Annotated in this window: 22 protein-coding genes; 5 read left to right on the plus strand and 17 right to left on the minus strand. The window is 68.0% G+C overall.

Annotation, left to right across the window (positions count from 1 at the left end; translation table 11 throughout):
• The first annotated feature begins 84 nt into the window (after positions 1 to 84).
• The 3 genes from HWY45_RS02170 to HWY45_RS02180 all read left to right on the plus strand — a co-directional run bounded on the left by HWY45_RS02170 (position 85) and on the right by HWY45_RS02180 (position 2,337).
• Positions 85 to 471, plus strand: a complete 387-nt coding sequence (locus tag HWY45_RS02170) for an ElaB/YgaM/YqjD family protein (protein ID WP_059884508.1) — start codon at positions 85 to 87, stop codon at positions 469 to 471.
• A 49-nt stretch (positions 472 to 520) separates the two neighbouring features.
• The gene (locus HWY45_RS02175; protein WP_059884385.1) at positions 521 to 1,105 is read left to right on the plus strand and encodes a BPSL1445 family SYLF domain-containing lipoprotein; all 585 of its coding nucleotides are present in this window, start codon (positions 521 to 523) and stop codon (positions 1,103 to 1,105) included.
• Between the two features lie 179 nt (positions 1,106 to 1,284).
• Positions 1,285 to 2,337 (plus strand): AI-2E family transporter, encoded by a 1,053-nt coding sequence (locus HWY45_RS02180; RefSeq protein WP_059810548.1) that lies wholly within the window; start codon positions 1,285 to 1,287, stop codon positions 2,335 to 2,337.
• Positions 2,338 to 2,374: 37 nt separating this feature from the next.
• On the opposite strand, the gene HWY45_RS02185 is transcribed toward HWY45_RS02180, so the two are convergent.
• From HWY45_RS02185 to HWY45_RS02265, 17 genes are all read right to left on the minus strand, one after another.
• Complete coding sequence (locus tag HWY45_RS02185) at positions 2,375 to 2,848, minus strand: hypothetical protein (RefSeq protein WP_059884386.1); 474 nt, start codon at positions 2,846 to 2,848, stop codon at positions 2,375 to 2,377.
• Positions 2,849 to 2,995: 147 nt separating this feature from the next.
• Entirely contained in the window at positions 2,996 to 4,012 is a 1,017-nt protein-coding gene (locus HWY45_RS02190) for an NADP-dependent oxidoreductase (protein ID WP_059566229.1), read from the minus strand.
• A gap of 64 nt (positions 4,013 to 4,076) precedes the next feature.
• The gene (locus HWY45_RS02195) at positions 4,077 to 4,865 is read right to left on the minus strand and encodes an SDR family oxidoreductase (RefSeq protein ID WP_059566202.1); all 789 of its coding nucleotides are present in this window, start codon (positions 4,863 to 4,865) and stop codon (positions 4,077 to 4,079) included.
• A 147-nt stretch (positions 4,866 to 5,012) separates the two neighbouring features.
• Positions 5,013 to 6,329 carry an Nramp family divalent metal transporter gene (locus HWY45_RS02200; protein WP_059810550.1) on the minus strand — a complete coding sequence of 439 codons (1,317 nt, stop codon included), beginning with the start codon at positions 6,327 to 6,329 and terminating at the stop codon, positions 5,013 to 5,015.
• Between the two features lie 80 nt (positions 6,330 to 6,409).
• Entirely contained in the window at positions 6,410 to 7,219 is an 810-nt protein-coding gene (locus HWY45_RS02205) for a polysaccharide lyase family 20 protein (protein ID WP_059884387.1), read from the minus strand.
• Between the two features lie 103 nt (positions 7,220 to 7,322).
• Positions 7,323 to 7,811: a glycosyltransferase gene (locus HWY45_RS02210; RefSeq protein WP_059884388.1), complete on the minus strand. Its 489-nt coding sequence runs from the start codon at positions 7,809 to 7,811 to the stop codon at positions 7,323 to 7,325.
• Entirely contained in the window at positions 7,808 to 8,248 is a 441-nt protein-coding gene (locus tag HWY45_RS02215) for a glycosyltransferase family protein (RefSeq protein WP_059884510.1), read from the minus strand. Before HWY45_RS02215 ends, HWY45_RS02210 begins: the two co-directional genes overlap by 4 nt.
• Complete coding sequence (locus HWY45_RS02220; RefSeq protein ID WP_059884513.1) at positions 8,248 to 9,363, minus strand: glycosyltransferase family 4 protein; 1,116 nt, start codon at positions 9,361 to 9,363, stop codon at positions 8,248 to 8,250. Before HWY45_RS02220 ends, HWY45_RS02215 begins: the two co-directional genes overlap by 1 nt.
• A 45-nt stretch (positions 9,364 to 9,408) precedes the next feature.
• Positions 9,409 to 10,770: a UDP-glucose dehydrogenase family protein gene (locus tag HWY45_RS02225; protein ID WP_059884389.1), complete on the minus strand. Its 1,362-nt coding sequence runs from the start codon at positions 10,768 to 10,770 to the stop codon at positions 9,409 to 9,411.
• Between the two features lie 9 nt (positions 10,771 to 10,779).
• A complete protein-coding gene (locus tag HWY45_RS02230; protein WP_230946914.1) occupies positions 10,780 to 12,099 on the minus strand; it encodes an O-antigen ligase family protein in 1,320 nt (439 codons plus the stop codon).
• On the minus strand, positions 12,092 to 12,907 hold the full coding sequence (locus tag HWY45_RS02235; protein WP_059884511.1) for a glycosyltransferase family 25 protein: 816 nt from the start codon (positions 12,905 to 12,907) through the stop codon (positions 12,092 to 12,094). Before HWY45_RS02235 ends, HWY45_RS02230 begins: the two co-directional genes overlap by 8 nt.
• A 10-nt stretch (positions 12,908 to 12,917) precedes the next feature.
• Positions 12,918 to 14,249, minus strand: a complete 1,332-nt coding sequence (locus HWY45_RS02240) for a flippase (protein WP_059884391.1) — start codon at positions 14,247 to 14,249, stop codon at positions 12,918 to 12,920.
• A gap of 2 nt (positions 14,250 to 14,251) precedes the next feature.
• Positions 14,252 to 16,498, minus strand: coding sequence for a polysaccharide biosynthesis tyrosine autokinase (locus tag HWY45_RS02245; RefSeq protein WP_081069880.1), 2,247 nt, complete (start codon positions 16,496 to 16,498; stop codon positions 14,252 to 14,254).
• A 39-nt stretch (positions 16,499 to 16,537) separates the two neighbouring features.
• Complete coding sequence (locus HWY45_RS02250) at positions 16,538 to 16,990, minus strand: low molecular weight protein-tyrosine-phosphatase (RefSeq protein WP_059566210.1); 453 nt, start codon at positions 16,988 to 16,990, stop codon at positions 16,538 to 16,540.
• Positions 16,987 to 18,093 carry a polysaccharide biosynthesis/export family protein gene (locus HWY45_RS02255; protein WP_230942488.1) on the minus strand — a complete coding sequence of 369 codons (1,107 nt, stop codon included), beginning with the start codon at positions 18,091 to 18,093 and terminating at the stop codon, positions 16,987 to 16,989. Before HWY45_RS02255 ends, HWY45_RS02250 begins: the two co-directional genes overlap by 4 nt.
• A 439-nt stretch (positions 18,094 to 18,532) precedes the next feature.
• Positions 18,533 to 19,948: an undecaprenyl-phosphate glucose phosphotransferase gene (locus HWY45_RS02260; protein WP_059884519.1), complete on the minus strand. Its 1,416-nt coding sequence runs from the start codon at positions 19,946 to 19,948 to the stop codon at positions 18,533 to 18,535.
• 678 nt (positions 19,949 to 20,626) lie between these two features.
• The gene (locus HWY45_RS02265; protein WP_059566213.1) at positions 20,627 to 21,574 is read right to left on the minus strand and encodes a helix-turn-helix domain-containing protein; all 948 of its coding nucleotides are present in this window, start codon (positions 21,572 to 21,574) and stop codon (positions 20,627 to 20,629) included.
• Positions 21,575 to 22,314: 740 nt separating this feature from the next.
• On the opposite strand from HWY45_RS02265, the gene HWY45_RS02270 reads away from it, so the two are divergent.
• Positions 22,315 to 23,271, plus strand: coding sequence for a LysR family transcriptional regulator (locus HWY45_RS02270; protein ID WP_059884392.1), 957 nt, complete (start codon positions 22,315 to 22,317; stop codon positions 23,269 to 23,271).
• A 64-nt stretch (positions 23,272 to 23,335) separates the two neighbouring features.
• The gene (locus tag HWY45_RS02275; protein ID WP_059810558.1) at positions 23,336 to 23,737 is read left to right on the plus strand and encodes an OsmC family protein; all 402 of its coding nucleotides are present in this window, start codon (positions 23,336 to 23,338) and stop codon (positions 23,735 to 23,737) included.

Here is a 23,737-nt window from a genome sequence, read left to right on the forward strand (position 1 = left end):
ACTCCCCCGCACTGCGCGAATCACACAGATTGCAGCGATTCTTCTTATCTTCAAATTGGCCTGATTCCAAGGAGGATGATGATCATGGCGCTCACCGACTCGCTCGAACACAAGCTTGACCGCGGCCTGTCCGACATCCGGCGCACCGGCCGCCGCATGGGACGCCACACCCGGGCCGCCGTGCGCGACCTGCATGCGGACGTGCAGGACGATCTGCGCGAACTCGTCGACGAACTCGACGATCTGCTGAAGAACGACGGCGACGGCGATATCGCCGCGTTGCGCAAGCGCGTGCAGGCGCGTCTCGACGAGGCGCGCAGCACGCTCGACCTCGCGTCGCATTCCGCGGCCGCCCGGCTGCGCGATTCCGCCGAACGCGTGTCGCAGGCCGTGCACGACAACCCGTGGCAAACCGCGGGCGTGGTCGCCGGCGTCGCATTCGTCGCGGGCCTGCTGCTCGCCCGCCGCTGATCCCCCCGGCATCCCGCCACGCTCAACCAGACAACGAAGGAGAACAAGCATGAATAAGACGCTCGTCATGAAAGCTGCTGCCGCCGTCGTGCTCGGCGGTCTCACCCTCGCCGGCTGCACCACCACGCCCGACAAGAGCCCACCCGCCGCCGCGAGCGCATCGAAGCGCGAATCGATCGACGCAAACGTGAACGCGACGCTGTCGCGCCTCTATTCGACGGTGCCGGGCTCGCGCGAACTGGTCGGGAAATCGCGCGGCGTGCTGGTGTTCCCGAATGTGCTGCAGGCTGGCCTGATCATCGGTGGCCAGTCCGGCAACGGCGCGCTGCGCGTCGGCGGCAGCACGGTCGGCTACTACAACACGTCGTCGCTGTCGGTCGGCCTGCAGGCCGGCGCGCAGTCGAAGGCGATCGTGTTCCTGTTCATGACGCAGGATGCGCTCGACACGTTCCGCAAGCGGGACGGCTGGTCGGCCGGCGCCGACGCGTCGGTCGCGGTCGTCAAGGTGGGCGCGAACGGCGCGGTCGACACGACCACGGCCACCGCGCCGGTCCAGGTGCTGGTGCTGACCAACGCGGGCCTGATGGGCGACCTGTCGGTGAACGGCACGAAGGTCACGAAGCTCGACCTCTGACGCGACGCGGCCGTGCGCCGTGTTCGCTTTCCGGCAACGCCGCGGCTTCGGCCGCGGCGTTTTCGCGCGTGCGCCGCCCCCGGCACCTATGACTGACGCGGCTTTGCGGGCATACTCCGGTTCGAGCCGTCCCGGCCGTGCGCCGGGCTTCCAGATTTCACCCTCACGCGAATGCCACCATGGTTAGCGGAAACGACCACCAAAAATTCTTCCACCTGCTGCTGTTCGTCGTCACCGTAGGACTCTGCTGGATCCTCACGCCGTTCTTCGGCGCGCTCTTCTGGGGCACCATCCTGGCGATCCTGTTCCAGCCCGTGCAGCGCTGGCTGGCCGCGCGCTTCGGCAAGCGGCGCAATCTCGCCGCACTCCTGACGATGACCCTGATCATCCTGATCGTGATCCTGCCGCTCGTGTTCGTCGCCGCGACGCTCGCGCAGGAAATCGCGTACGTATACCAGGAGATCAAGACCGCGCAGCCGAACTACACGCAGTACTACCAGGACATCATCCACGCGCTGCCGACGTCGATCCAGCGGCTGCTCGCGAAGTACGGCCTGACCAATCTCCCCGGCATCCAGAAGAAGCTGACCGACGGCGCCGCGCAGATCAGCCAGTTCGTCGCGGCCCAGGCCTACGTGATCGGCCAGAACACGTTCCAGTTCGTGATCAGCTTCGGCGTGATGCTGTACATGGTGTTCTTCCTGCTGCGCGACGGCGGCGAGATCGGCCGCCGCGTGCGCCGCGCGCTGCCGCTCGACGACGAGCACAAGCAGCTGCTGCTGTCGAAGTTCACGACGGTCGTGCGCGCGACCGTGAAGGGCAACATCGCGGTCGCGCTCGTGCAGGGCATGCTCGGCGGGCTGATCTTCTGGATCCTCGGGATCGAGGGCGTGGTGCTGTGGGGCTCGCTGATGGCGTTCCTGTCGCTGCTGCCCGCGATCGGCGCGGGCCTCGTCTGGGTGCCGGCCGCGATCTACTTCCTGATGATCGACGAGATCTGGAAGTGCGTGATCCTGGTGGCGTTCTGCGTCGGCGTGATCGGGCTCGTCGACAACCTGCTGCGGCCGATCCTCGTCGGCAAGGACACCAAGATGCCCGACTGGGTCGTGCTGATCTCGACGCTCGGCGGGATGGCGCTGTTCGGCATCAACGGCTTCGTGATCGGGCCGCTGATCGCCGCGCTGTTCATGGCCAGCTGGGATATCTTCGCGCGCGGCGAACAGGGCGAGTAATGGGCGCGGCCCTGACAGGGCCGCCGCCGCCCATCCGTCACGGATGGAGAATCTTCAGCACGACCGGGCCGGCCGCGTCCGCATCCGACGCGGCCACCGTCATCGTTCCGCCATACGGCCCAACCCGATACGCGCCGTCCGGCCGCGGCAGCTCATGCCGCTGACCGGCCGCATCGCGCCACGTCGCACGAATATCCGCGCCCGGCTGCACGCTCAGCGGCGCCCCGTGTGCGTCGGCCAGCACGACGCGTGCGCCCGGCAGCCGCCGGTCATGCGCATCGAACGTCACGTCCGCCGACGCGCCGCGCGCATCGTGACGCACCGCGCCGGACGGCGCCACGAGCGTCACGTCGTATCGATCGACGAGCGTCCCCGAGAATCGCACCACGCCGCCCGCTGCGTGCCGCTCCGCCGCCCATGCGCCCGATGCGCCGAACGCCATGCACGCGATGCACGCCGCGCCCGTTGCGCGCGCGATTGCCGTCGCCTTCCGCTGCCATGTCGTCCGCATCCCTCGCCCTCCTTCCGCCAACGCCTCGTATGTCGGCATTCACTGTACGGAGATGCGTCAGGGCAAGATATCGGACTAGTCTGAAAAATGGATTCCGGGAATCGGACTACGCGTCGACATGACGATCGTTGACAGTCGGTCGCCCGCCTACGCCTGCGGATCGACCCGCAGCACGAGCTTGCCGCGGTGATCGCCGTCGAACAGGCGGTTCAGCACGTCGGGCGCGTTCTCGAGCCCGTCCGCGACGGTTTCCTCGGCCTTGAGGCGGCCGTCCCGCAGCCAGCCGGCCAGCGTCTGCACGGCCTCGCGGCTCTTGCGGTAGTCGAGGATCAGGAAGCCGCGCATCGTCAGCCGCTTCGAGATCAGCACGCCGACGTCGTCGGCCGCGCGGCCGCTGTTGTAATTCGCGATCACGCCGCACAGCGCGACGCGCCCGCCGATCACCATCCGCGACAGCACCGCGCGCATCACCTCGCCGCCGACGTTCTCGAAGTTCACGTGCACGCCGTCCGGCGTCGCCGCCTTCAGCTGCTCGCGGAAATCGTCGGCCTTGTAGTCGACCGCCGCGTCGAAGCCGAGCGTCTCCGTCAGGTAGCGGCACTTGTCCGGCCCGCCCGCGATGCCGACCACGCGCGCGCCGTGGATCTTGCCGATCTGCCCGGCGATCGACCCGACCGAGCCGGCCGCGGCCGACACGACGAGCGTCTCGCCCGGCTGCACCGGCGTGATCTCGGTCAGGCCGTAATACGCGGTCAGCCCGCTCATCCCGCATGCGCCGAGCAGCGTCGGCAGCGGCAGGCCGGACTGCGCGGGCAGCTTCACGAACTGCGCGGCCTGCTCGGCCGGCACGACCGCATAGTCCTGCCAGCCGACGAGCCCCTGCACGAGATCGCCCGGCGCGAACCCCGCCGCGCGCGACTCGACCACGCGCCCGATGCCGAGCGCGCGCATCACCTCGCCGATCGCGACGGGTGGCAGGTATTGCGGCACGTCGCTCATCCACACGCGGTTGGTCGGATCCATCGACAGGTACAGCACGCGCACCAGGATCTCGCCGTCGGCGAGCGCCGGCACCGGCGTCTCGACCAGCGAGAAATGTTCGCGGCCCACGCGCCCTTGCGGGCGCGTCTTCAGCAGCAGTTGACGATTGACTGGCGTCGACACGATGTTCTCCTCCATGGATGTCAGGCCGGGCACGACACCGGCGCGCCCGGGCGAAGCGCGCGCGTCACACCGCGCACATGCCGCCGTCGATCACCAGTTCGGCGGCCGTCACGAAGCGGCTCTCGTCGGACGCGAGATACACGGCCGCATGCGCGACGTCGTCCGGCTCGCCGAGCCGGCGCATCGGGATGCCGCGCGCAAGCCGGCGCGTTGCGTCGCGCTCGCCGAGCTGCTTGAACAGCGGCTCGACGATCCCCGTGCGAATGAACGCCGGATGGATCGAATTGCAGCGCACGTCGAGCTCCTTGCGCGCGCAGTCGATCGCGATCGACTTGGTCAGCGACGCAACCGCCGCCTTCGACGTGTTGTACGCGGTGAACTCGGGTTCCACCTTGAACGCGGCCACCGACGAGATGTTGATGATCGACGCGGGCCGGCTCGCGCTCAGGTACGGCAGCGCGTACTTGCAGCCGAGCACGATGCTCTCGACGTTGATCTCCATCACGCGCCGCCACTCCTTCAGCTCGAGCTGGTCGAGCGCGCCGATCGAGCCGACGCCCGCGTTGTTGACGAGCACCGACAGGCCGCCCATCGCGTCGTTCGCCTGCGCGAGCAGCGCCTGCCAGCGTGCGTCGTCGCGCACGTCCTGCGTCGCGGCGAACGCGACCGGCGCCGCGTGGCCCGCGTTCAGCTCCTGCGCGAACGCGTCGAGCACCGCCGCGTCGGCAACATCCGTGAGGAACACCCGCGCGCCCTGCTCGACCATGCGGCGCGCGATCGCGCGGCCGAGGCCGCCCGCGGCGCCGGTGATGTACGCGCACTTGCCGGTGAGGCGTGAGGAAGCCACTGTCATCTGTCCCGCTCCTGTAATTGATTCGACGCCGCGGCAACCGACGCCCGGACAGCGTACGCGAATGCCGTCGATCGATGAAATGAATATTCGTTATGGCCGGTCATAGGCCGCGCTGATGACCGGCGGCGCGGCGCGCGCCCGCCCGCGTCACCCGATCGCGCCCGTGATCAGCAGCAGGTTCGTGCCGGTGATGAGCGCGAACAGCGTCCACGCGGCGGCCTGCATCCACGGGCCGATCGTGTGCTCGCCCATCTCCTTGCGATCGCTGACCGAGCGGATCAGCGGCCACATCGCGAACGGCAGCTGCAGGCTCAGCAGCACCTGGCTCCAGACGAGCAGCTGGCCGACCGCGCCGTCGCCGAGCCACAGCACGCCGATCAGCGCGGGCACCAGCGCGAGCGCGCGCGTGATCAGCCGGCGCTGGTAGCACGGGATCTTCATGTGCAGGAAGCCGTCCATGATCACCTGGCCGGCGATCGTCCCGGTCAGCGTCGAGCTCTGCCCGGACGCGAGCAGCGCGATGCCGAACAGCAGCGCGGCCGCGCCGCCGGCGATCGGCGTGATCAGCCGGTACGCCTGCTCGATGTCGGTCACGGCAGTCTGGCCGGTGGCGTGGAACGCGGCGCCCGCGAGGATCAGGATCGCCGCGTTGACCAGCATCGCGACGAACAGCGACACGAAGGTATCGATGCGCACCAGCGCGAGCGTGTCGCGGATCGTGCCGCGCGCGCCGCCGACCACGCGCCGCGTCTGCACGACCGACGAATGCAGGTACAGGTTGTGCGGCATGATCGTCGCGCCGACGATGCCGAGCGCGAGCACGATCGCGTCCTTGCGGTCGTGGCCGGGCGCGCCCGGCACGAGGCCGCGGGCCACCGCGTGCCAGTCGGGCGGCATCATCGCGACCTGCGCGACGAAGCAGAACGCCATCGTGCCGATCAGCCCGAGCACGATCGCCTCGATCTGGCGGAAGCCCTTGCCCTGGAGGCCGAGCACGATCATCGTGTCGAGCGCGGTCAGCACGATGCCCCACGCGACCGGCACGCCGAGCAGCAGCTTGAACGCAAGCGCGCAGCCGAGCACTTCGGCGATGTCGCACGCGATGATCGACACTTCGGCGGTGAGCCACTGGACGACCCGGCCGACCGGGCCGTAGCGGTCGTAGCTGGCCTGCGCGAGATCCTTGCCGGCAACGAGGCCGAGGCGCGCGGCGAGCATCTGCAGGAAGATCGCGGCGAGGCTGGAGCACGCGACGACCCACAGCAGCGCATAGCCGAACTGCGAGCCGGCCTGGATGTCGGTGGCCCAGTTGCCGGGGTCCATGTAGCCGATCGCGACCAGCAGGCCCGGGCCGAAGAAGCGCCGGAGCTTCGCGCGGCGGGACGCGGCGGCGTCGATCGTGATGCTGCCCTTCACTTCCGACGGGCAGAAGGGGGCGGTGGCGGTGGTGGGGAGGAGGGGCATGGCGATACGCGCGGCGGATTCGATTCCGGAATTGTACGGGCACCGGATACGGCATCTCGTCCCGCCGCGCGCGTCGCGCGCTAGCGGCCGCTCTTCTTGGCTGCCAGCGACACCTCGCCGAAGTACAGCTGGATGAAATCGATGTCCGTCGGCTCGTGCAGCCAGCCCGGCTTGTAGACGCCGAACTTGAGGTACGCATACAGGTCGCCGGGATACGCGTTCGGCAGCCCGTCGCCGCTGAACTGCATCACCCCGTTCTTCCAGAGCCGCGTGACGGCCGTCCGGCCGCTCGCGTCCGGCGCATACTGCAGCGCCCAGTCGACCCATTTGCCGCGATCGTCGGCCGCGCAGCACATGGCGATGCCGGAGCCGTGCGCGGTATTCGCGCCGCCGCGCACCGACAGCGTATATTGCGCGCCGGTCAAGGTGAGCATGAACGGCGGCGGCCCGCTGAGCCCGCTCTGGTGGATCTGCGTGATGATCTCCATCTGCTTGAGGTCGAACGCGAAATTGCGCGGCAGGTAGGTGCGCCAGCGGATCAGGTATTCGTGCCCGGGAGACAGGTAGACGTCTCGCGGCAACGTGAACTCGGCGCGCGGCGACCCGTTGGCCACTCGCGAGAAATTCTCGCTGCGGCGCATTTCCACGCGAATCGCCCGCCGCCCGGGCGCCACGGGGTCGCTGGTCGCCGTGACGTCGGTCGAATTCGGCGCCTGGATCAGCAGCTCGCCGAACCGGGTGCGATAGTCGGTCGCATAGACCTGGCGATAGTCGCCCGCGCGCAGTTCGTTCGACGGCCCCGCCGCATGGGCCGTGGACAGCACGCACGCCAGCCCGAGCACCGATGCCGCGCGTCGCAACCAGAAAGGCTTCCCGTTCTTGTCGTTCATTCTCGCCTCCTTTCGATAACCCTCGACCACACTCGGCCTCCACCCGGCGGCCGATCGCATGATGCGGTTCCGGCATCACATGCCGCGCGCAACCGCCCCCCGGTCACTGCGAATCCACCCAGTTTGCAAGCTTCCTGACCAGATCGAGCGAGCGCTCGCTGCCGGGTTCGGGATACGCGCTGCCCGACTCCCCGAGCGCGGCCTCGACGACGGTTGCGAAATCGCCGTCGCGCCAGCAGACGTGCATGCCCGGCAACCCGTCCAGGCTGCGTGCCGTATCGATCTGATGGTCATTGCGGTGTTCGTTCAGGCGATGCTCGCGCGGCACGACGACGATCGGCTTGCGCAGCCGCCGCGCCGTCAGGATGCTGCCCATCCCGGCGTGCGAGACGATCAGCGTCGCCCTCGCGGACAACGCATCGATCTCTTCCTTCGACAGGAAAGCGCGGTGCTTCATGTTTCTCGGAATATAGGCGGCGCCATCGCATGTCTGCGCGTAGATATTGACATTCGGGTGGTGCTCGGCCCATGCATCGGCGAGCCGGATCAATCGATCGAACGGTTTTTGCGTGCCCACGGTCAGCAAGATCATACGACGCCTCCCCAATACCGCACACGTGTCGTTTCGAGATGCTGCCACTGGGTCAACGTTTCGCTGGCGAAGTGGCGCGCGATCCGCCCGGACAGCGACAAGCGGGCCGAATTCGCGATGCTGTCGATCCACACCGTCTTCGCGCCCAGCATCCTGCCGAACACGACCGCGAACAGGCCGGGCGCGGCGCCGGTCGACACCACGATGTCGGGCCGCTCGCGCGCCAGAATCTTGATCACCTGACAGGCCAGCGCAACCAGCTTGACCGGCGTCTGCTTGTTGGCGTCGATCAGCCGGTATCCGTCGTTGCCGGCCTGCAGTGTCTTGTTGCCGGAAACGGCCCAGACGATCTCATGGTCCGCAAATGCGGACACCAGCAGCGACAGCTGGACGTAATGCCCGCCGTGAGAACATGCCAGCAGTATTTTCTTCTTCATCATCGGCTATCCATTCTCGATACACCAGGCATGCCGCCCCCCGAATTTCGCAGATCGCGATAAACATCCACATACCGGCCAGTAATGACCTGGGTCGAATAGCAGGCACGCGCATGGGCCAGGCCCGCCGCGCCCATCGCCTTCGCACGCGGGCGGTCGGCCACCAGCGCACCGATGCGATCCGCCAGCGCGACCGGGTCGCGCGGCTCCACCAGGAAACCCGTCTCGCCTTCCCTGACCAGGTCGAGGAAGCCGCCGAGGCGGGTGCCCACCACCGGCAGCCCGCACAGCATCGCTTCCAGCGTCGCGATCCCGAACGACTCGAAATGGCTCGGCATGCAGAACAGGCCGGCATCGCGCAGGAACGCAAACTTCGCGTCGCCGTCGAGCCAGCCCATGAAGTGAACCGCGTCGGCGACGTCATGTGCGGCGGCGCGGCCACGCCATGCGTCGAGGTCTCCGCTTCCCGCGAGCCGCAGCTCAACGTCGCATCCGCGCCGCTTCAGAATCGACAGCGCCGCCAGCAGATCGTCGACGCCCTTCAGCACGGTCAGCTTCCCGACGAATGCGATGTACGGCCGCCGGCCCGGCGCGTCGTCGGTTGCCGGGCCACCCGCCGCCTCTGCGGCGTGCGCCGCATTGCCGATCACGTACAGCGCGCCGGTGCGCTTGCCGTGCGCGGCCAGCTCGGCCCCGGTCGCCCGCGACACGCCGATCGCGGCATGCGCGCGACGCACGAAATGCCTGACGATCGCCTGCCCGATGCCGGGCGACTGCCTGAAAAACGGGTCGAATTCGCCGGAATGCATGTGAATGACCGTCTTGCGGCCAAGCATCCGCGCCAGCACGAACAGCACGTACTTGCGGTAGAACGACCCCCGCACCGCCACATGAAAGTGCACGACGTCCACCGGCCCCGACAGCACCATCAGGAATCGCGGAACATCGACCGCCACGAACAGCGCACGATCGCGCATGCGCTTGAAGCCGCGCGTCTCGAAGAACGAGAACGCGATGCCGTGGCGGCCGAACGCGTCACGCCGGGCGTCGAGCTCGCGCAGCACCGAGTTGATTCCGCCGGGCTGCTTCGGGCCGACATGAAGCACATGCAACATGGCGTCCGGCATCTTGCCCTCCCCTGAGACCATGCGCCCCATCGTTCAACGCCCTCGGCCGATACCGTGGTATTCGATGCCCGAGCGCTTGAGAATCCCCGGTTCGTAGAGGTTTCTTCCGTCGAAGATCGTCGGCGCCTTCATCGTCGCGACGAGCGCGTCGAAATCCGGACTTCGGTACGACTTCCATTCGGTCAGCGTGACCAGCGCATCGGCGTCGCACAGCGCCGCGTCCTGCTCGTCGACGAACGACAGGCGCGCGTGCGCGGCCGGCTCGTCCGCGAGGTCGCGCGCAAACGCGTGGCGCGCTTCGGCGATCGCGACCGGATCGTGCGCGCGAATCGTCGCGCCGTGCCGCAGCAGCGCCGCGATGATCGGCCGGCTCGGCGCCTCGCGCATGTCGTCCGTGTTCGGCTTGAACGCGAGGCCCCATACCGCGAACACGCGCCCCGTCAGGTCGCGCCCGAACCGGCGGAAGATCTTGTCCAGCATGACCGCGCGCTGGCGGTCGTTGACCGACGTGACCGCTTCGAGAATGGCCATCGAATAGCCGTATTCGCGGGCCGTATGCCGCAGCGCGTTGACGTCCTTCGGGAAACACGAGCCGCCGTAGCCCACGCCGGCGTACAGGAAGTCGTAGCCGATCCGCGGGTCGGAGCCGATGCCCCGGCGCACCGCCTCGATGTCGGCGCCGACCCGGTCGGCGAGATTGGCCAGCTCGTTCATGAACGAGATGCGCGTCGCCAGCATCGCGTTGGCCGCGTACTTCGTGAATTCGGCGGACAGCACGTCCATATGCAGCGTGCGGTCGTGATTGCGGTTGAACGGCAGATACAGCTCGCGCATCAGTTCCCGCGCGCGCAGCCCCGCTTCGTCGGTCCCGCTGCCGATCACGATCCGGTCGGGGCGCATGAAATCCTCGACCGCCGCCCCTTCCTTGAGAAACTCCGGATTGGAGACCACCGAGAACGCGTGGCGCGCATTGCGGTCCGTCAGCGCGGCCGCGATCACGTCGGTCACGCGCTGCGCCGTGCCGACCGGCACCGTCGACTTGTTGACGACGACCTTGAACCCCCGCATCCGCCGGCCGATGTCGCGCGCCACGGCGAGCACGTGCGTGAGATCGGCCGAGCCGTCCTCGTCGGGCGGCGTGCCGACCGCGATGAACAGCACGTCGCCGTGGGCGACGCCCGCATCCATGTCGGTCGAGAATTTCAGGCGCCCCGCCGCTCGATTGCGCGCGATGATGTCCTGCAGGCCGGGCTCGTAGATCGGCACGCCGCCGCCAAGCAGGATGTCGATCTTGCGGCGATCGACGTCGATGCACAGCACCTCGTTGCCGATGTCCGCGAGACAGGCGCCGGTCACCAGGCCCACGTAGCCGGTTCCGATAATGGTTACTTTCATGGTCGTGAATCAGATGCTCGGTGAATGGGAAGCTGCATCGCGCACGGGCCGCCGGGCGCGGCGGATCATCACCGCGATCAACGCCAGGTACGGGCTGACGACGGCGGACCCGAGCACGTGCCCCGCCGACGACGCCATCGCGATCAGCACGAAAAAGAACAGCCGTCCGAACCGGTTCGCGTTGCGGTGCTGGCCGCCGCGCGCGAAGACGCGCGTCAGCGACGCGAAATACATGACGAAGATCGGGAAGCCGAATGCCAGGATCAGGTCGGGCACGTCGATCTCCACCATGTAGCGCACCACCGGATGGCCGCCGGTCAGCAGCGCGATGTAGTGGTTCTGCTGGAGATCGGCCCACACGTTCGCGAATTTCAGGTTTCGCCCCGACAGCAGCAGCGTCAGGACCTTGTCGTTGCCGATGCGGCCGCCCCGGTATTCGAAGTAGCGCAGGCTCAGGTCGACGGCCGCGGTGACCTTCGGGATGAACAGGTACGCGCCCGCCGCCGCGCCCCCCAGCACCAGCAGCGCGACGCCCGCGTATCCGCTCGCCTTGAGCGCGTTGTGACGCGCGTAGAGATACGCGCACGTCACGCCCAGCGCGCCGAGCATCGCCCCTTTCGTGCCGGTCAGCGCGGCGGCGACGAGCATGCATGCGACCAGCGCCACGCTGCGCCACGTCCAGCCGCGCAGCAGCGCATGCAGGTAGCCGAAGCCGATCGCGGCAACGACGAGCGCCGCGGCTTCGTTCTGCGCGTAGATGATGCCCTTGTAGCCCGAGCGGATCTGCGTGTCCGCCTGGTAGCTGCGGAACATGTCGATCGACAGCGACGCGCCGATCACGATCGACAGCCCGTAGACCAGCAGCGACACGAACACCACCGACTCGATCTGCGCGAGACGCCGGTCGCTCAACATCAGCATGGCCGCCGGATAGACGAAGAACGTGAAGACCTTGAGCGCGAACACCATCTGTTCGAGCAGTTCGTGCCCGGTCAGCGCGCCGAGCACGAACGAGCCGAGCGTCGCGCACAGCACGAACGCGAACAGGATCGTGCGACGCAGCCCGGCCAGGCTCACCCGGCAGCCGGACAGCAGCGCGGCCATCAGCCCGGCGATCATCATCCCGCGCAGCAGCAGCGACACGCGCGCATCGGCGCCCTGCGTCGCGGCGCCCTTGGCCGCGTAGACGGACAGGAAATCCCCCAGCGGCGACAATCCGAGACCGATGACGAGCGCCGCCCACGCGAGGGTCGCGGCGGTGCGCGACGCGGATTGCGCGACGACCGGAATCGGGCGCGGCCCGTATGACATGGCGGGGCTGTTATTCATGGTGCGGAAACAGGCGATTGCGCGAGGCCGTCGCGGCCAGGGTCGCGACGGCAAGCCATCGGCAGCCCAGGCGCACGGCCCGCAGCGGCACGAGCGCCGCCTCGTGAAGGACATGACGCCGCGCCGACAACGCCGCGCGGCCCGACTCGATCGAACTCGGCATCGCGTCGAACGCTTCCCAGACGACGTACGGGCGCAATTCGGCGATGCGCAGCCCGCCGTGGTCGCGGTGCCACGGCCAGTCGTCGAGCAGCGTGCCGATCGCGCCGTCCGTATGGGCCAGCGCCTTGCGCGCGCCGGCCACGCTGATCCAGTAGCCGACCGAGCCGCTCGTCCACTGCTTGAACGGCACGCCGATGCGCAGGCGCTCCACGCGGGCCGCGCGCTTCAGCGGCTCATGCAGGTACGTGCGGGCGGCATGCCGGCGCGCGAGCTTCGAGCGGCCGAGCAGCACGAGATCGGCGCGCGCCGCGAGCGCGCGCCCCGATGCCGGCAGCACGGCGTCGAAGAACGCGCCGTCCAGCAGCGCGTCGTCCTCGAGCACGATCGCGTCGCGTCCGGCGCGCACGACCTGCGCCCATACCGACCGATGGCTGCGGAAGCAGCCGATCTCGCCACGGCTGAGCGGGCGGCCGTAGCGCGCGATCGCGCGGTCGCGATCCGTCATCACCGCGAACGCGTGATCATCGAGCCGGCGCGCGTCGAACGCGTCCTCGATGCGGTACGCGGCGCCGCGCGCCGCCATCGCACGCGCGATCGACGCGCGGCGCGGCGATCCGGCCAGTGAAATCACGTGGATATCGAACATGGCCGTCACCTCACGATCGCCAAAGCTGCATGAAGTGCGATCGCAGCTGCGGCGAACGCGCGATCCACATCACGTAGACGGCCAGCAGCGACGCCTCCGCCGTCAGGTACGCGAGCGCGGCCCCGCGCGCGCCGAAGCGCGGCACGAGCACGCAGGCCAGCAGCACGTTGAACGCGCCGGCCGCGAGCATCGCGCGCGCGCGCCGCGACGCGCCCCCGAACGGCACGAGCACCTGCAGGCCCACGAAATACGCGAGGTTGCCGAACAGCGTCGACAGGCAGAGCCAGTTGACGATCGTCGCGGCGTCGGCGAACTTGTCGCCGAGCACGAGCCGCGTCAGCACGTCCGACAGGGTTACGCACACCGCGAGCCCGATGCCGGTCGTGAGCGCCGTCGCGGCGAGACCGAATACCGTCAGGCGCGCCGCCGCGCGCGTGCCCTGCTCGTGCCGCTGCGCGAACAGCGCGGCGATGCGCGGATACAGCACCGAATTGATCTGCGCCGGCACCATGTTGCCGACCGTCTTCAGCTTGTCGGCGGCGGCGTACAGGCCGACCTGACAGGCGCCCGAAAAGCTGCCGAGGATCAGCGTGTTCGTCGCGCTGAACAGGCTGACGGACGCCGTGGAGACGAACATGTCCGTGCTGCCGGCGAGCTGCGCGCGCACGGCCGCCCACGTGCATCGCGGCTTGCCGAGCAGGCCGTGGCGATGCGCGGCGAGCAGCGAACCGATCGCGACCAGCAGCGCCGCGACGGCCTGGATGCCCACCGCGGCATTGACGTCGCCCGGCGATTTCACGAGCCAGAACGTGAGCGGCAGCGTCGCGAAGCGGCTGGCGAGCGCGATCGCGGCAAATGCCGAGAAGCGCTCGAGCCCCTGCAGCAGCCAGTTCAGCGTGAACACGTTCGCGGCCACGCCCAGCCAGCCGATTGCGAGCGCTGCGCCGAGCCCGTCCATCTGACGATCGACGCATGCGACCACGGCCAGCATCGCCGCCGACACGACGCAGAGGCACCCTTTCGCGCCGATCACCGCCCACACGAGCCCGTTCAGCGTGCGCCGGTCGTGCCGTGCCTGCGCGACCGCGCGCGGCCCGCTCAGGTTGAAGCCCCATTCGGTCAGCACCGTGCCGTACACCGTCAGCGCGGTCACGTAGCTGACCACCCCGAACTGCGACGGGCCGAGCACGCGCGTCAGGTACGGAAACGTGACGAGCGGCACGAGATAGCTGCCGACCTGCCAGAGCAGCATCGCGGCGAAGTTGCGCCCCAGTCCCGCCGCGGGCCGCTTCGGCGCGGCGGACGGCGGCGTGCGCAGCGGCAGGGTCTTGTCGATCGGCATGGTCAGGTCTGGTCCACGCGCCGCGCGACATCCGCGCCTTCGTATGCGTAGGCGCCGTAGTTGCCGTACTGCGCGGACCGCAGCCCCGGGCTGAAGCAGTTGAACACGACGCCCGACACCTTCGCGCCGACGCGATCGATCCGCTTCACCGATTCGAGGATCTCGCCCTGGCTCGTGACGCCCGAGCGCGCGACCAGCAGGATCGTGCCCGCATGCGACGCGAGCACCGTCGCGTCCGTCACCGGCAGCAGCGGCGGCGCGTCGAGCAGCACGACGTCGTAGCGGTGCGACACGTCGGACAGCAGGCCCGGCAGGCTGTTCGACAGGAACAGCTCGACCGGCTGGCCGACGCGCGGCCCCGTCGGCAGGAAGTCGACATGGGTGGACACGTCGCGCACGATCGCGTCCTCGATCTTGATTTCGCCGCGCAGCACGCTGGACAGGCCCTGCTGCGCGCGCACGCCGAACTCCTTCGCGAGGTGCCCGCGGCGCAAGTCGCCGTCGATCAGCAGCACGCGCTTGTTCGACTGCCCGAGCAGCGCGGCGACGTTGGCCGAGATGAACGACTTGCCGATGCCGGCCGACGGTCCGGTGATCAGCACGAGGTTGTTCTTGGGCCGGTCGAGCAACAGGAACTGCATCGCCGTGCAAAGGCTGCGCAACGCTTCGACGGCCGGCTCGTGCGGGCGGGCCAGCGACAGCACGGCGCCCGCCGCGCCTGTGCCGGCGGCGGCCAGGCGGCGCTGCGACGGGCTCTGCGGAATCGTCGCGATCACGTCCAGCTCGGCATCCCGCTCGATTTCGGACGGATCGGTCACGCCGCCGTACAGCACCGCGCGCGCGATCGCGACGCACACACCGACCAGCAGCCCGACGACCGCGGCCAGCACCACGACCAGCACCGGCTTCGGGCGCAGCGGTTCGTCCGGCACGATCGCATGGTCGATCACGCGCACGTTGCCGATCTTGCTCGCCGTCGCGAGACGCAACTGCTGGATGCTGTTCAACAGGCCGACGTAGATCTCGGTCTGCACGGTGACGTCGCGGCGCAGCCGCACGACATTCTGCTGGGCGTCGGGCAGCCGCGAGATCGCGCCCTCGAACGTCGACACGTTGGCCCTGGCGGCGGCGATCTGCTGATCGAGCGACGCGAGCTGCGGATGCTCCGGCGTGAACATCGATGCCAGCGCCTTGCGCTTTTGCTCGAGCTCGAACAGCGACGTCTGCGCGGTCACGGCCTGGCCGAGCATCGCCTTCGCCTGCTCGGTCAGGTCCACGACTTCATGCTTGTTCTGATACGCGTTCAGGCGATCCTCGACGCGCCGCAACTGCCCCTCGACCTCGGGAATCTGCGCGTTCAGAAACTGCAGCGATTTCTCCGCCGTAGCCGCCTTGCGATTCGCATTCTGTCGCACGTAGTTGTCGGCGATCTCGTTGAGCACGCCGGCGGCGAGCACCGGGTCGTCGCTCTCGTACTTCACGCCGATCACGCCCGACTGGTCCTTGCCCTTTTCGGTGATGGTCAGGTCCTTCTGCAGCTTGGTCAGCATCTTTTGCTTCGAGAAGCGCCGCACCACGAATCGCGCATTCGGGCGCGCGTCGATGGCCGCGACCAGCAGGCTCACGTCGCCCGCGGCGGTCTTCACGCGCAGCGGCACGCCGATTTGCCCGATCGCGTCGTCATCGAGGTCGCCGCCCGACAGCCGGTAGCGTCCGCCGCCGAGCGCCGTGACCGTGAACCGGTCTTCCCGGAAATCGCGCGGCACGTCGAATGCCGACACGGTGATGCGTTCCCGCCCCCACACGTATCCGCCGATGCCGAACAGGCCCGGCGTCGACAGCTTGCTGCTGCGGCGCGCGATCACGCCGCCGATCAGCGGGAAATGGTCGGGCCGCGCGTCGATGTACAGGCGCTGGTCGTCGACCACCGGTTCGGTCACGAGGCGCGACTGGAGGATTTCCATTTCGCCGTCGTCGGTCGACTTCACGTCGAACAGCGTGCTCAGGCCGCCGACCAGCCCGCTGGCCGCGCCGCCCATCATGTCGGCGCCGTTGCTTTCCACCTGCACGACGATGTCGACGCCGTAGATCGGCTTCGCGACGATCGCGTACAGGGTGCCGAGCGCGACGAACGACGCCGTCACCGCCGCGATCAGCTTCGCGTTCTTGATCACCATGTCGACGATCCCGCGCACGTCGACTTCGTCCGAGTCGCGCGAGAATCGAGGGGTCGGTTTGGGAGAGTTCATATTGACTTCTGATGTCCTGTTGAGGTGAGACGCGATCGCTCAGTACGGGCCGTTTCCGGCCAGGTTCCCGATACGCTCGACCCAGTCGTTGACGCCGTGCTCGATGAGCGTCATCGCGTAGTCGTAGCTGCGCTGCGAGCGCCGGTACGGATCCTGCACGTCGGACGGAAACGCTTCCGCGATGCGGTAGATGCGCCCGCGCGCAACCGGGTGAAACCGTTCGATCGCCTTGCGCTGCTCCAGCTCCATCACGAGGATCAGGTCGGCCGCGTGGCACATGCGTTCGTCGAGCCGCCGCGAGCGATGCGACGACATGTCGATCCCGCGCGCGGTCAGCATGCGTTCGGCTACCGGGTCGATCGTCATGCCGTCGCGCGCCGACAGGCCCGCCGACGACACGGCGACGTCGGGCAGCAGGCGCCGGAACAGGCCCTGCGCGATCGGGCTGCGGCACAGGTTGCCCTGGCAGACGACGAGCAGATGCCGGATCATTTCGTCACGACCGCCGCGGTGAGGCCGGCGTTGATCGCCGGCAGCAGCAGGCTCAGCACGCGGCTGAAGCGCACCAGGCCGTTGCCGTCCACGTAGACGACATCCTTCGGCTTCAGCTCGAACTGGTTCGCGAGCACCATCGACACCGGGGAACGCGCATCGAGATGGAACACCTGCGGCGCGTCGCCCTGCGCGCCGCGGATCACGTACAGCTGCGCCGCGTCCGCGCTGGCGCTGTTGAGGCTGCCGGCCTGCGACAGCGCCTCGCTCAGGCTCAGCCTGCCGGTGCGCAGCGGCAGCGCGGTCATCGGCTTGTTCACCTCGCCCATCACGTACACGCCGCTCTCCTCGCGCGGCACCACGCGCAGCAGGTCGCCGTCGCGCAGCAGGATGCCGGCCGGGTTCACGTTGCGCGCCAGCATGCCGGGCACGTCGAGCGGATACGACACGCCGCCGCGCACGAGCACGAGGTGGCTCTGGTCGGCGGTCGGCGCGAACCCGCCCGCGCGATTGACCGCCTCGTAGAGCGTCATCGGGATGTCGTTGATCTGGACGTTGCCGGGCGTTCTCACCTCGCCGTCGACGTAGATCTGCTTCGCGCGGAACGACGTCACGCGCACCGTCACCTTCGGCTTGATGAAGTAGCGCGCCAGCGCGTCGGACACGGCCTTGCGCGCCTCGTCGGTCGTCAGCCCGTCCACGCGCACGTTCCCCGCATACGGCACCTGCACGTTGCCGCCGTTGTCGACCACGAAGCCCTGCGGCGGATCGAACGGCCGGCCGTTCGGCGGCTGCTGCGTGCCTTGCGCCGCGGTCAGCTCCGGGTGGTCCCACACGGTGATCTGCAGGACGTCCCCCACGCCGAGCGTGTAGGGCGCGGGCCGGCCCGACAGCGTCTTCCACTGTTCGGCGCCGGTCGTTGCGGCCGACGCGTTCAGTTGCCGGATCAGCGTCGCGTCGATCTCCGAGATCGGCACCGGCATCGACGTCGCGGGCGTATGGGCGTCGCCCCCGGACACCGGCAAGGTCGCGGGTTCGGTCATCCGCATCCCGGGCGCGACGCCGCATCCCGACAACACGACACAGAACCCGAGCGCAAGCATCCTTGCCCGTTTGCCGCGCTGGCCCGGCACGACGACATCCGCCGATCGGCTATCCGAATTTCTCATTGGTCTGGTTTCACTCAAAACGTCATCCATGCAACCGTGTCGGCCTCGTCGCTCGCACGGTCTCCTTCCCGGCGCATCGCGCCGCCTGCTAGGGTCTGTTTACATATGGAACGTGCATGCGTTGCCACGAGAACGGCCGCTCGCGAGGCGCGCGACGCTGCGAATACTGGACGTATTCGCAAGGAGCGCAACGCGGCGAGCGGCCGTTCTCGTGGCAACCCCAAATTGAAAAACCATTCCACGGGAATGCCCGAAATCGCCCGCATGGCGGCGTCGCTCGTCGCTTGTTTGGCTCGGCCAAACGGCGCTCCTCACTTCTTGCCCTGCGAGCGATTTCGGGCATTCGCATGCACGTTCCATATGTAAACAGACCCTAATACGCGTTGCTGCCCACGAAGCCCTTCACGATCGTCGCCCCGACGATCCTCATATCCAGCCCGAACGACCAGTTCCGCAGGTAGTACAAATCGTGCTCGACCCGGCCCTGCATCTTCTCGATGCGATCGGTCTCGCCGCGATAGCCGTTGACCTGCGCCCACCCCGTGATGCCCGGCTTGATCCGGTAACGCTGGATATAGCCGTCGACGATCTTGCGGTACTGCTCGTCGTGCTCGATCGCGTGCGGACGCGGGCCGACCACCGACATGTCGCCGAGCAGCACGTTGATGAACTGCGGCAGCTCGTCGAGGCTCGTGCGGCGCAGGAAGCGGCCGACGCGGGTGATGCGCGCATCGTTGCGGGTCGCCTGCCGCACGACGCCCGGCTGCTCGACATGGGCGCGCATCGTGCGGAACTTGTAGATGCGGAACACGCGCCCGTCCGCGCCCTTGCGGCGCTGCGTGAAGAACACCGGGCCGCGCGACGTGCTCTTGACTGTGATCGCAATCAGGATCATCAAAGGCGCGAACGCGAGCAGCGCCAGCGCGGCGAAGCAGCGGTCGAAGATTTCCTTGCTGAGCATCGCGTGCGGCGGCAGCGGCGACGCGGCGAGATTGATCGCCGGCACGCCGATCACGTCGGTCACGCCGCTGTCGAACAGCGACAGCGCGCTGACGTCCGGCATGAAGCGGATGTTCACGAGCTCGTCGCGAAACTCGGACACGAAGCGCAGGATCGTGCGCTCCTCCGACAGCGGCAGCGCGAGCCACAGTTCGCGCAGGCCCTGCTGCCGCACGTGCGCGACGAACGCCGCGTAATCGTCGAACGCGTCGATGCCCGGCGCCGACACGCGCGCCGCCGGATCCACGTTGAACACCGCCGCCGCGCGGAACCCGCTCGCCGGCGATTGCGCGATGTTGCGCAGCATGCGCTGGCCATACAGCCCGCGCCCGACCACCGCGACCGAACGCAGGTTCATCCCCGCATGCCGCATCCGTCGCAGCACGGCGTGCACGGCGAACCGCACGCCGATCAGCGCAGCGCCGCTCAGGCCCGTCCAGTACGCGAACCACAGTCGCGACACGACGCCCGAGCGATGCAAGGAGAAGGTCACGACGAGCGCGGCGCCCTGCACGATCAGCCAGGCCAGCGCGAGTTGCCCGGCGAGCCGCAGCAGCGACCGGCCGCGCCACGACTGATAGACGCCGAACGCGGGAAACAGCGCCAGCGCGAACGCGCAGGAGAACGCGACGAACGACGCGTCGACCCGCATCGCCGCGACATCCGCGAAACGGATCTGCGCAGCCGCGAGCGCGCCGCCGACGATCACCGCCAGGTCGACCGCGCGCGCCGCCGCGCCTTGCGGGCTCGGCGCGACCGACCGGTATTCAACTTGAGGTTTCGTGTTCATTGCTGCCTCGCAGAGGTCCATGTGATCCCCGTTTTCAGGAGTCCTGCTTGATGGCCGCATCCATGCGCGGCCGGCCCGATGCGTGCACATCGGATCGAAAGACGCACCGCGCAGTCGCGGTTCGCGACGCACGAGCGCGCCCGCGCTCCGCCCTCAGGGCGAAACGGCTTGCAATACGACGCGAGCGTTAAAGGTCAGGCGTGCATGACCCGGCGCAGCTGCGCGCGGTGCACCCCATGTCGTTGACTCGGCAGGCTGAGACTGGGCATCGACTGTGCTTCCCCGGCGTCGATCCCGCGGTTCGGATAGCGGTTCATGGCTGGTCTGGTGTTATTGATGTTAAATAAAGCGGCACATTGGTGATGCAGCACATAACGTGCCAACAGTGAAATCCAGGATTCAACATCCTTTCGATCCTGCAGAAAGTCCCATGAAATCCGCGTTCTAGAAGAGATCCCTCAGAAACCGCTTCCGTGCCGGGGCAGCCATTTCGATTTTTGGCGGGCGGGCGTTACGTTACGCCATACGTAACGCATGACGTAACGGTCCTGCCGCCCCGGCGGTAATCGTCGGCAATGGAATTCCCGTGCGCCGCTGTGATCGCAACCCGGCGACGGCAAGAATCCGAAACGCGATCCTTGATTGCCGGCTACGCGAAACGCGTTGCCCGTCCCCGTGTCAACGCGCCAATCCGTACGATTGCGGCATCTGCGGCGCACACGCCAGTTCGACGCCGACTTTCGAAATCCGGTTGCGCTCGCGCGCGCGGAATTCGGTGGGCGACATCGCCAGGCGCTGGCGAAACAGTTTCGCCAGGCGCTCGCCGCTGCCCAGGCCGATGCGGCGTGCCACCTTGTCGGCCGGCAGGCTGGTATGGACGAGCATGTGACATGCGCGCTCGAGGCGCACGTGCAGGACGAATTCGGTCGGCGTCACGCCCACCTCCTTCTTGAAGCGCCGCAGGAAATTGCGTTCGCTCATCGCCACCGCCTGCGCGGCGCTCGCGATCGAGATCCGGCTGGTGCTCTGCGCGCGCAGTTGCTGCATCGACGTGCGGATCGACGGGGTGGCGCTCAGCTCCCGGATCGCCCACATCGACTGGACGAAGCGCTCGTCGATCGGCCGCGCCACCAGGCGCGCGATGTCGTCCGCGGCGACCTCGCCGAGATCGTGCCGGAACATCTCGTGGGCCGCGGCCAGCACGTCGACGGTCTCGTTCGGCGAGCCGGCGTCCCTCGCCGCCGACACGAGGCTCGCGACGACCGGGCCCGATGCCGCGTCATCGCGCGCGGCCGACCATTTCGACGCCGCGATCGCGGTGAACTTCATCCCGTCGGCCACCCATCGGGCGCGCGCATGCACATCACGCAGCCGCCGCAGCAGCGTTTCGTTCCATGCAACGAGCGCGTGCTCGCCGTGCAGATGGAAGAACGCATAGCCGCGCTGGCCGTGCTCGTCGTCCAGCGCATCGGTCGCGATCTGCACGCCCGATGACGACTGGAGCAGCCCGCCGTTCGCCGATACGAATCGCAGCTGATAGGGCCCGCAGACGGTCTGCAGGCGATTGGCGAGATTGAACGCCTCGACCAGACGCGTGGCCTCGGCTAACGAAAATCCCGCACTCAAAAAGATGACAACTACGCGTTGATCATTTGCACCCACTTGCCAAGCCCCCAACTTTCTCTCTGCCTGCTTCTCTCTCAAACGCGCTTTTTAATTTTCAAGACTTGCGCGCGACAGTACTTTTCTAAAGCGTTCGCATCATATCTTCTGGGCTACGATTTTTGACAGTACTGTCTGAGCGCGACAGGGTTATGGCGGATTAGAACAAGCCCGCCGATTGCCCCGATTTCCCTATTGGCATCGGGATCGGCGATAAAATCCTCTATTTGACCGCCGATTAATATCCATCTAAACGAATGCGCGTCGCTCACCTGATCAAAGCGGTCCGGACGACCGTTCGATTTAACGATATCAACATTTCTTAAATCAATTTCAGTGGAATGCTTCTGTCGATTTAAAGCGACACATCCCTAGAAAATCTGACAGGGTGAGCAATCGCAAACGTTGTCGTGCCGAAAATGCCGGATATTTGCCCGCACGCCTGCGGATTGTCGGAACGCGACAGGGCCGCGGCATATCTCGCGGGTCAACGCGCCCGATATACTCGCTGCGCGCGATCGCCCGCGCCGGGATCGCATACGGATGTCACGGCAATGTGGCCTGTGCTTCGACTCCCGCCTCGTGATGTCGAAGCCATTCCGCCGACCGGCCACCGGTCGGTTTTTTTTGCTTCATCGCCACGCGCCGGGCCGCGATGCGCATCATTTAGAATCGTCGCCCACGCCCCCTCACTGCCGCGCCCCGTGCCCGCCGATCACCGCCTCGATCTCAACCTGTTCCGCGTCCTCGACGCCATCTACGTGCATGGCGGCATCAGCGCCGCCGCCCGCGCGCTGCACCTCACGCAACCCGCGGTCACGCATGCGCTCAACCGGCTGCGCGCCCATTTCGACGATCCGCTGTTCATCCGCCAGGGCAACCGCGTCGTGCCGACCGAGCGCACCCGTTCGGTGATCGCGGACGTGCAGCGCCACCTGAACGGCCTGCAGGGCGCGGCGCGCGCGCAGGCGGCGTTCGACCCGGCGACGCTCGACCTGAGCGTCACCATCGGCTGCCGCGACGTGCTCGAATCGATTGCACTGCCGGCGCTCGTCGCCGCGCTCGCGCACGAGGCGCCGGGCCTGCGGCTCGTCAGCCGGCGCGTGCCGATCCAGGAAATCGTCCGCGGGCTCGAATCGGGCGCGCTCGATCTCGTGATCGAGCGGCGCGTGCAGGCGGGCCCGCGCATCGCGAGCGAATACCTGCTCGACGAATCGCTGGTCGTCGCGATGCGGCGCCATCATCCGCTCGCGAGCCAGCCGCTGCGGCGCCACGACTATTTCGCGGCGCGGCACGTCGCGGTGTCGTCGCTCGGCGAGCCCCAGTCGCTCGACGCGCTGCTCGGCAACGACGGCCGCTTCCGCCAGATCCAGCTCGTCTGCCAGCATTACTTCGCCGCGTGCCAGGTTGCGGCAGCGGGCGACCTGCTGCTCACGCTGCCGCGCTCGTACGCGCTGCGGATGACGGGCCTGGTGCCGCTCGCGATCCGGCCGCTGCCGCTGCGGCTGAAGCCGTTTCCGATCCTCGCGTACTGGCACGAATCGCGCGCGACGGACCACGCGCACCGCTGGTTCCGCGAACGCCTGACCGCGCTCGTGCGCGGCTGTGTGCCGGATGCGGCGGATGCGGCGGATGCGCAAGACGGCACGCCGGCTGCCTGAACGGGTATGCTGGCGGCTCCGGCCGCCGCGCGGCCGTGCCTTTTCCCGCTACCGGAGCTCCGCCATGCCGCTGATTCACGCCACCGCCATCCTCGAAGCCGATGCGCCCGACTATGTCGTCAACCTGCAGGCGGGCGCGCATGCACTGACCGGCGACGAAGCGGAGCGCGAAGGCGGCGGGAACCGCGGGCCGGCGCCGTACGCGTTCGTGCTGGCCGGGCTCGCGCAATGCACGGCGGCGACGCTGCGCATGTACATGCAGCGCAAGGCGTGGCCGGCCGCGCGGATCGACGTGCGCACCGAGCTGCACGCCGACCGCGACGGGCTGCAGTACGTGCGCCGCGTCGTGACGGTCGACGGCCCGCTCGACGACGCGCAGCGGCAGCGTCTCGCCGAAATCAGCGAAAAGACGCCGGTCACGCTGTTCATCAAGCGCGGCACGCGCATCGAGACGACGCTGCGCTGA

Origin of the sequence: Burkholderia stagnalis (assembly GCF_902830275.1) — a bacterium.
GTDB classification, from domain to species: domain Bacteria; phylum Pseudomonadota; class Gammaproteobacteria; order Burkholderiales; family Burkholderiaceae; genus Burkholderia; species Burkholderia stagnalis.

Excerpts from the sequence above, each read along its gene's own strand:
- HWY45_RS02230 (WP_230946914.1), bottom strand. The coding sequence starts at position 12,099 with ATGAATAACAGCCCCGCCATGTCATACGGGCCGCGCCCGATTCCGGTC.
- HWY45_RS02220 (WP_059884513.1), bottom strand. The coding sequence starts at position 9,363 with ATGTTGCATGTGCTTCATGTCGGCCCGAAGCAGCCCGGCGGAATCAAC.
- HWY45_RS02245 (WP_081069880.1), bottom strand. The coding sequence starts at position 16,498 with ATGAACTCTCCCAAACCGACCCCTCGATTCTCGCGCGACTCGGACGAA.
- HWY45_RS02200 (WP_059810550.1), bottom strand. The coding sequence starts at position 6,329 with ATGCCCCTCCTCCCCACCACCGCCACCGCCCCCTTCTGCCCGTCGGAA.
- HWY45_RS02260 (WP_059884519.1), bottom strand. The coding sequence starts at position 19,948 with ATGAACACGAAACCTCAAGTTGAATACCGGTCGGTCGCGCCGAGCCCG.
- HWY45_RS02240 (WP_059884391.1), bottom strand. The coding sequence starts at position 14,249 with ATGCCGATCGACAAGACCCTGCCGCTGCGCACGCCGCCGTCCGCCGCG.
- HWY45_RS02180 (WP_059810548.1), top strand. The coding sequence starts at position 1,285 with ATGGTTAGCGGAAACGACCACCAAAAATTCTTCCACCTGCTGCTGTTC.
- HWY45_RS02170 (WP_059884508.1), top strand. The coding sequence starts at position 85 with ATGGCGCTCACCGACTCGCTCGAACACAAGCTTGACCGCGGCCTGTCC.
- HWY45_RS02225 (WP_059884389.1), bottom strand. The coding sequence starts at position 10,770 with ATGAAAGTAACCATTATCGGAACCGGCTACGTGGGCCTGGTGACCGGC.
- HWY45_RS02205 (WP_059884387.1), bottom strand. The coding sequence starts at position 7,219 with ATGAACGACAAGAACGGGAAGCCTTTCTGGTTGCGACGCGCGGCATCG.
- HWY45_RS02215 (WP_059884510.1), bottom strand. The coding sequence starts at position 8,248 with ATGAAGAAGAAAATACTGCTGGCATGTTCTCACGGCGGGCATTACGTC.
- HWY45_RS02210 (WP_059884388.1), bottom strand. The coding sequence starts at position 7,811 with ATGATCTTGCTGACCGTGGGCACGCAAAAACCGTTCGATCGATTGATC.
- HWY45_RS02275 (WP_059810558.1), top strand. The coding sequence starts at position 23,336 with ATGCCGCTGATTCACGCCACCGCCATCCTCGAAGCCGATGCGCCCGAC.
- HWY45_RS02235 (WP_059884511.1), bottom strand. The coding sequence starts at position 12,907 with ATGTTCGATATCCACGTGATTTCACTGGCCGGATCGCCGCGCCGCGCG.
- HWY45_RS02195 (WP_059566202.1), bottom strand. The coding sequence starts at position 4,865 with ATGACAGTGGCTTCCTCACGCCTCACCGGCAAGTGCGCGTACATCACC.
- HWY45_RS02255 (WP_230942488.1), bottom strand. The coding sequence starts at position 18,093 with ATGCTTGCGCTCGGGTTCTGTGTCGTGTTGTCGGGATGCGGCGTCGCG.
- HWY45_RS02250 (WP_059566210.1), bottom strand. The coding sequence starts at position 16,990 with ATGATCCGGCATCTGCTCGTCGTCTGCCAGGGCAACCTGTGCCGCAGC.
- HWY45_RS02185 (WP_059884386.1), bottom strand. The coding sequence starts at position 2,848 with ATGCGGACGACATGGCAGCGGAAGGCGACGGCAATCGCGCGCGCAACG.
- HWY45_RS02175 (WP_059884385.1), top strand. The coding sequence starts at position 521 with ATGAATAAGACGCTCGTCATGAAAGCTGCTGCCGCCGTCGTGCTCGGC.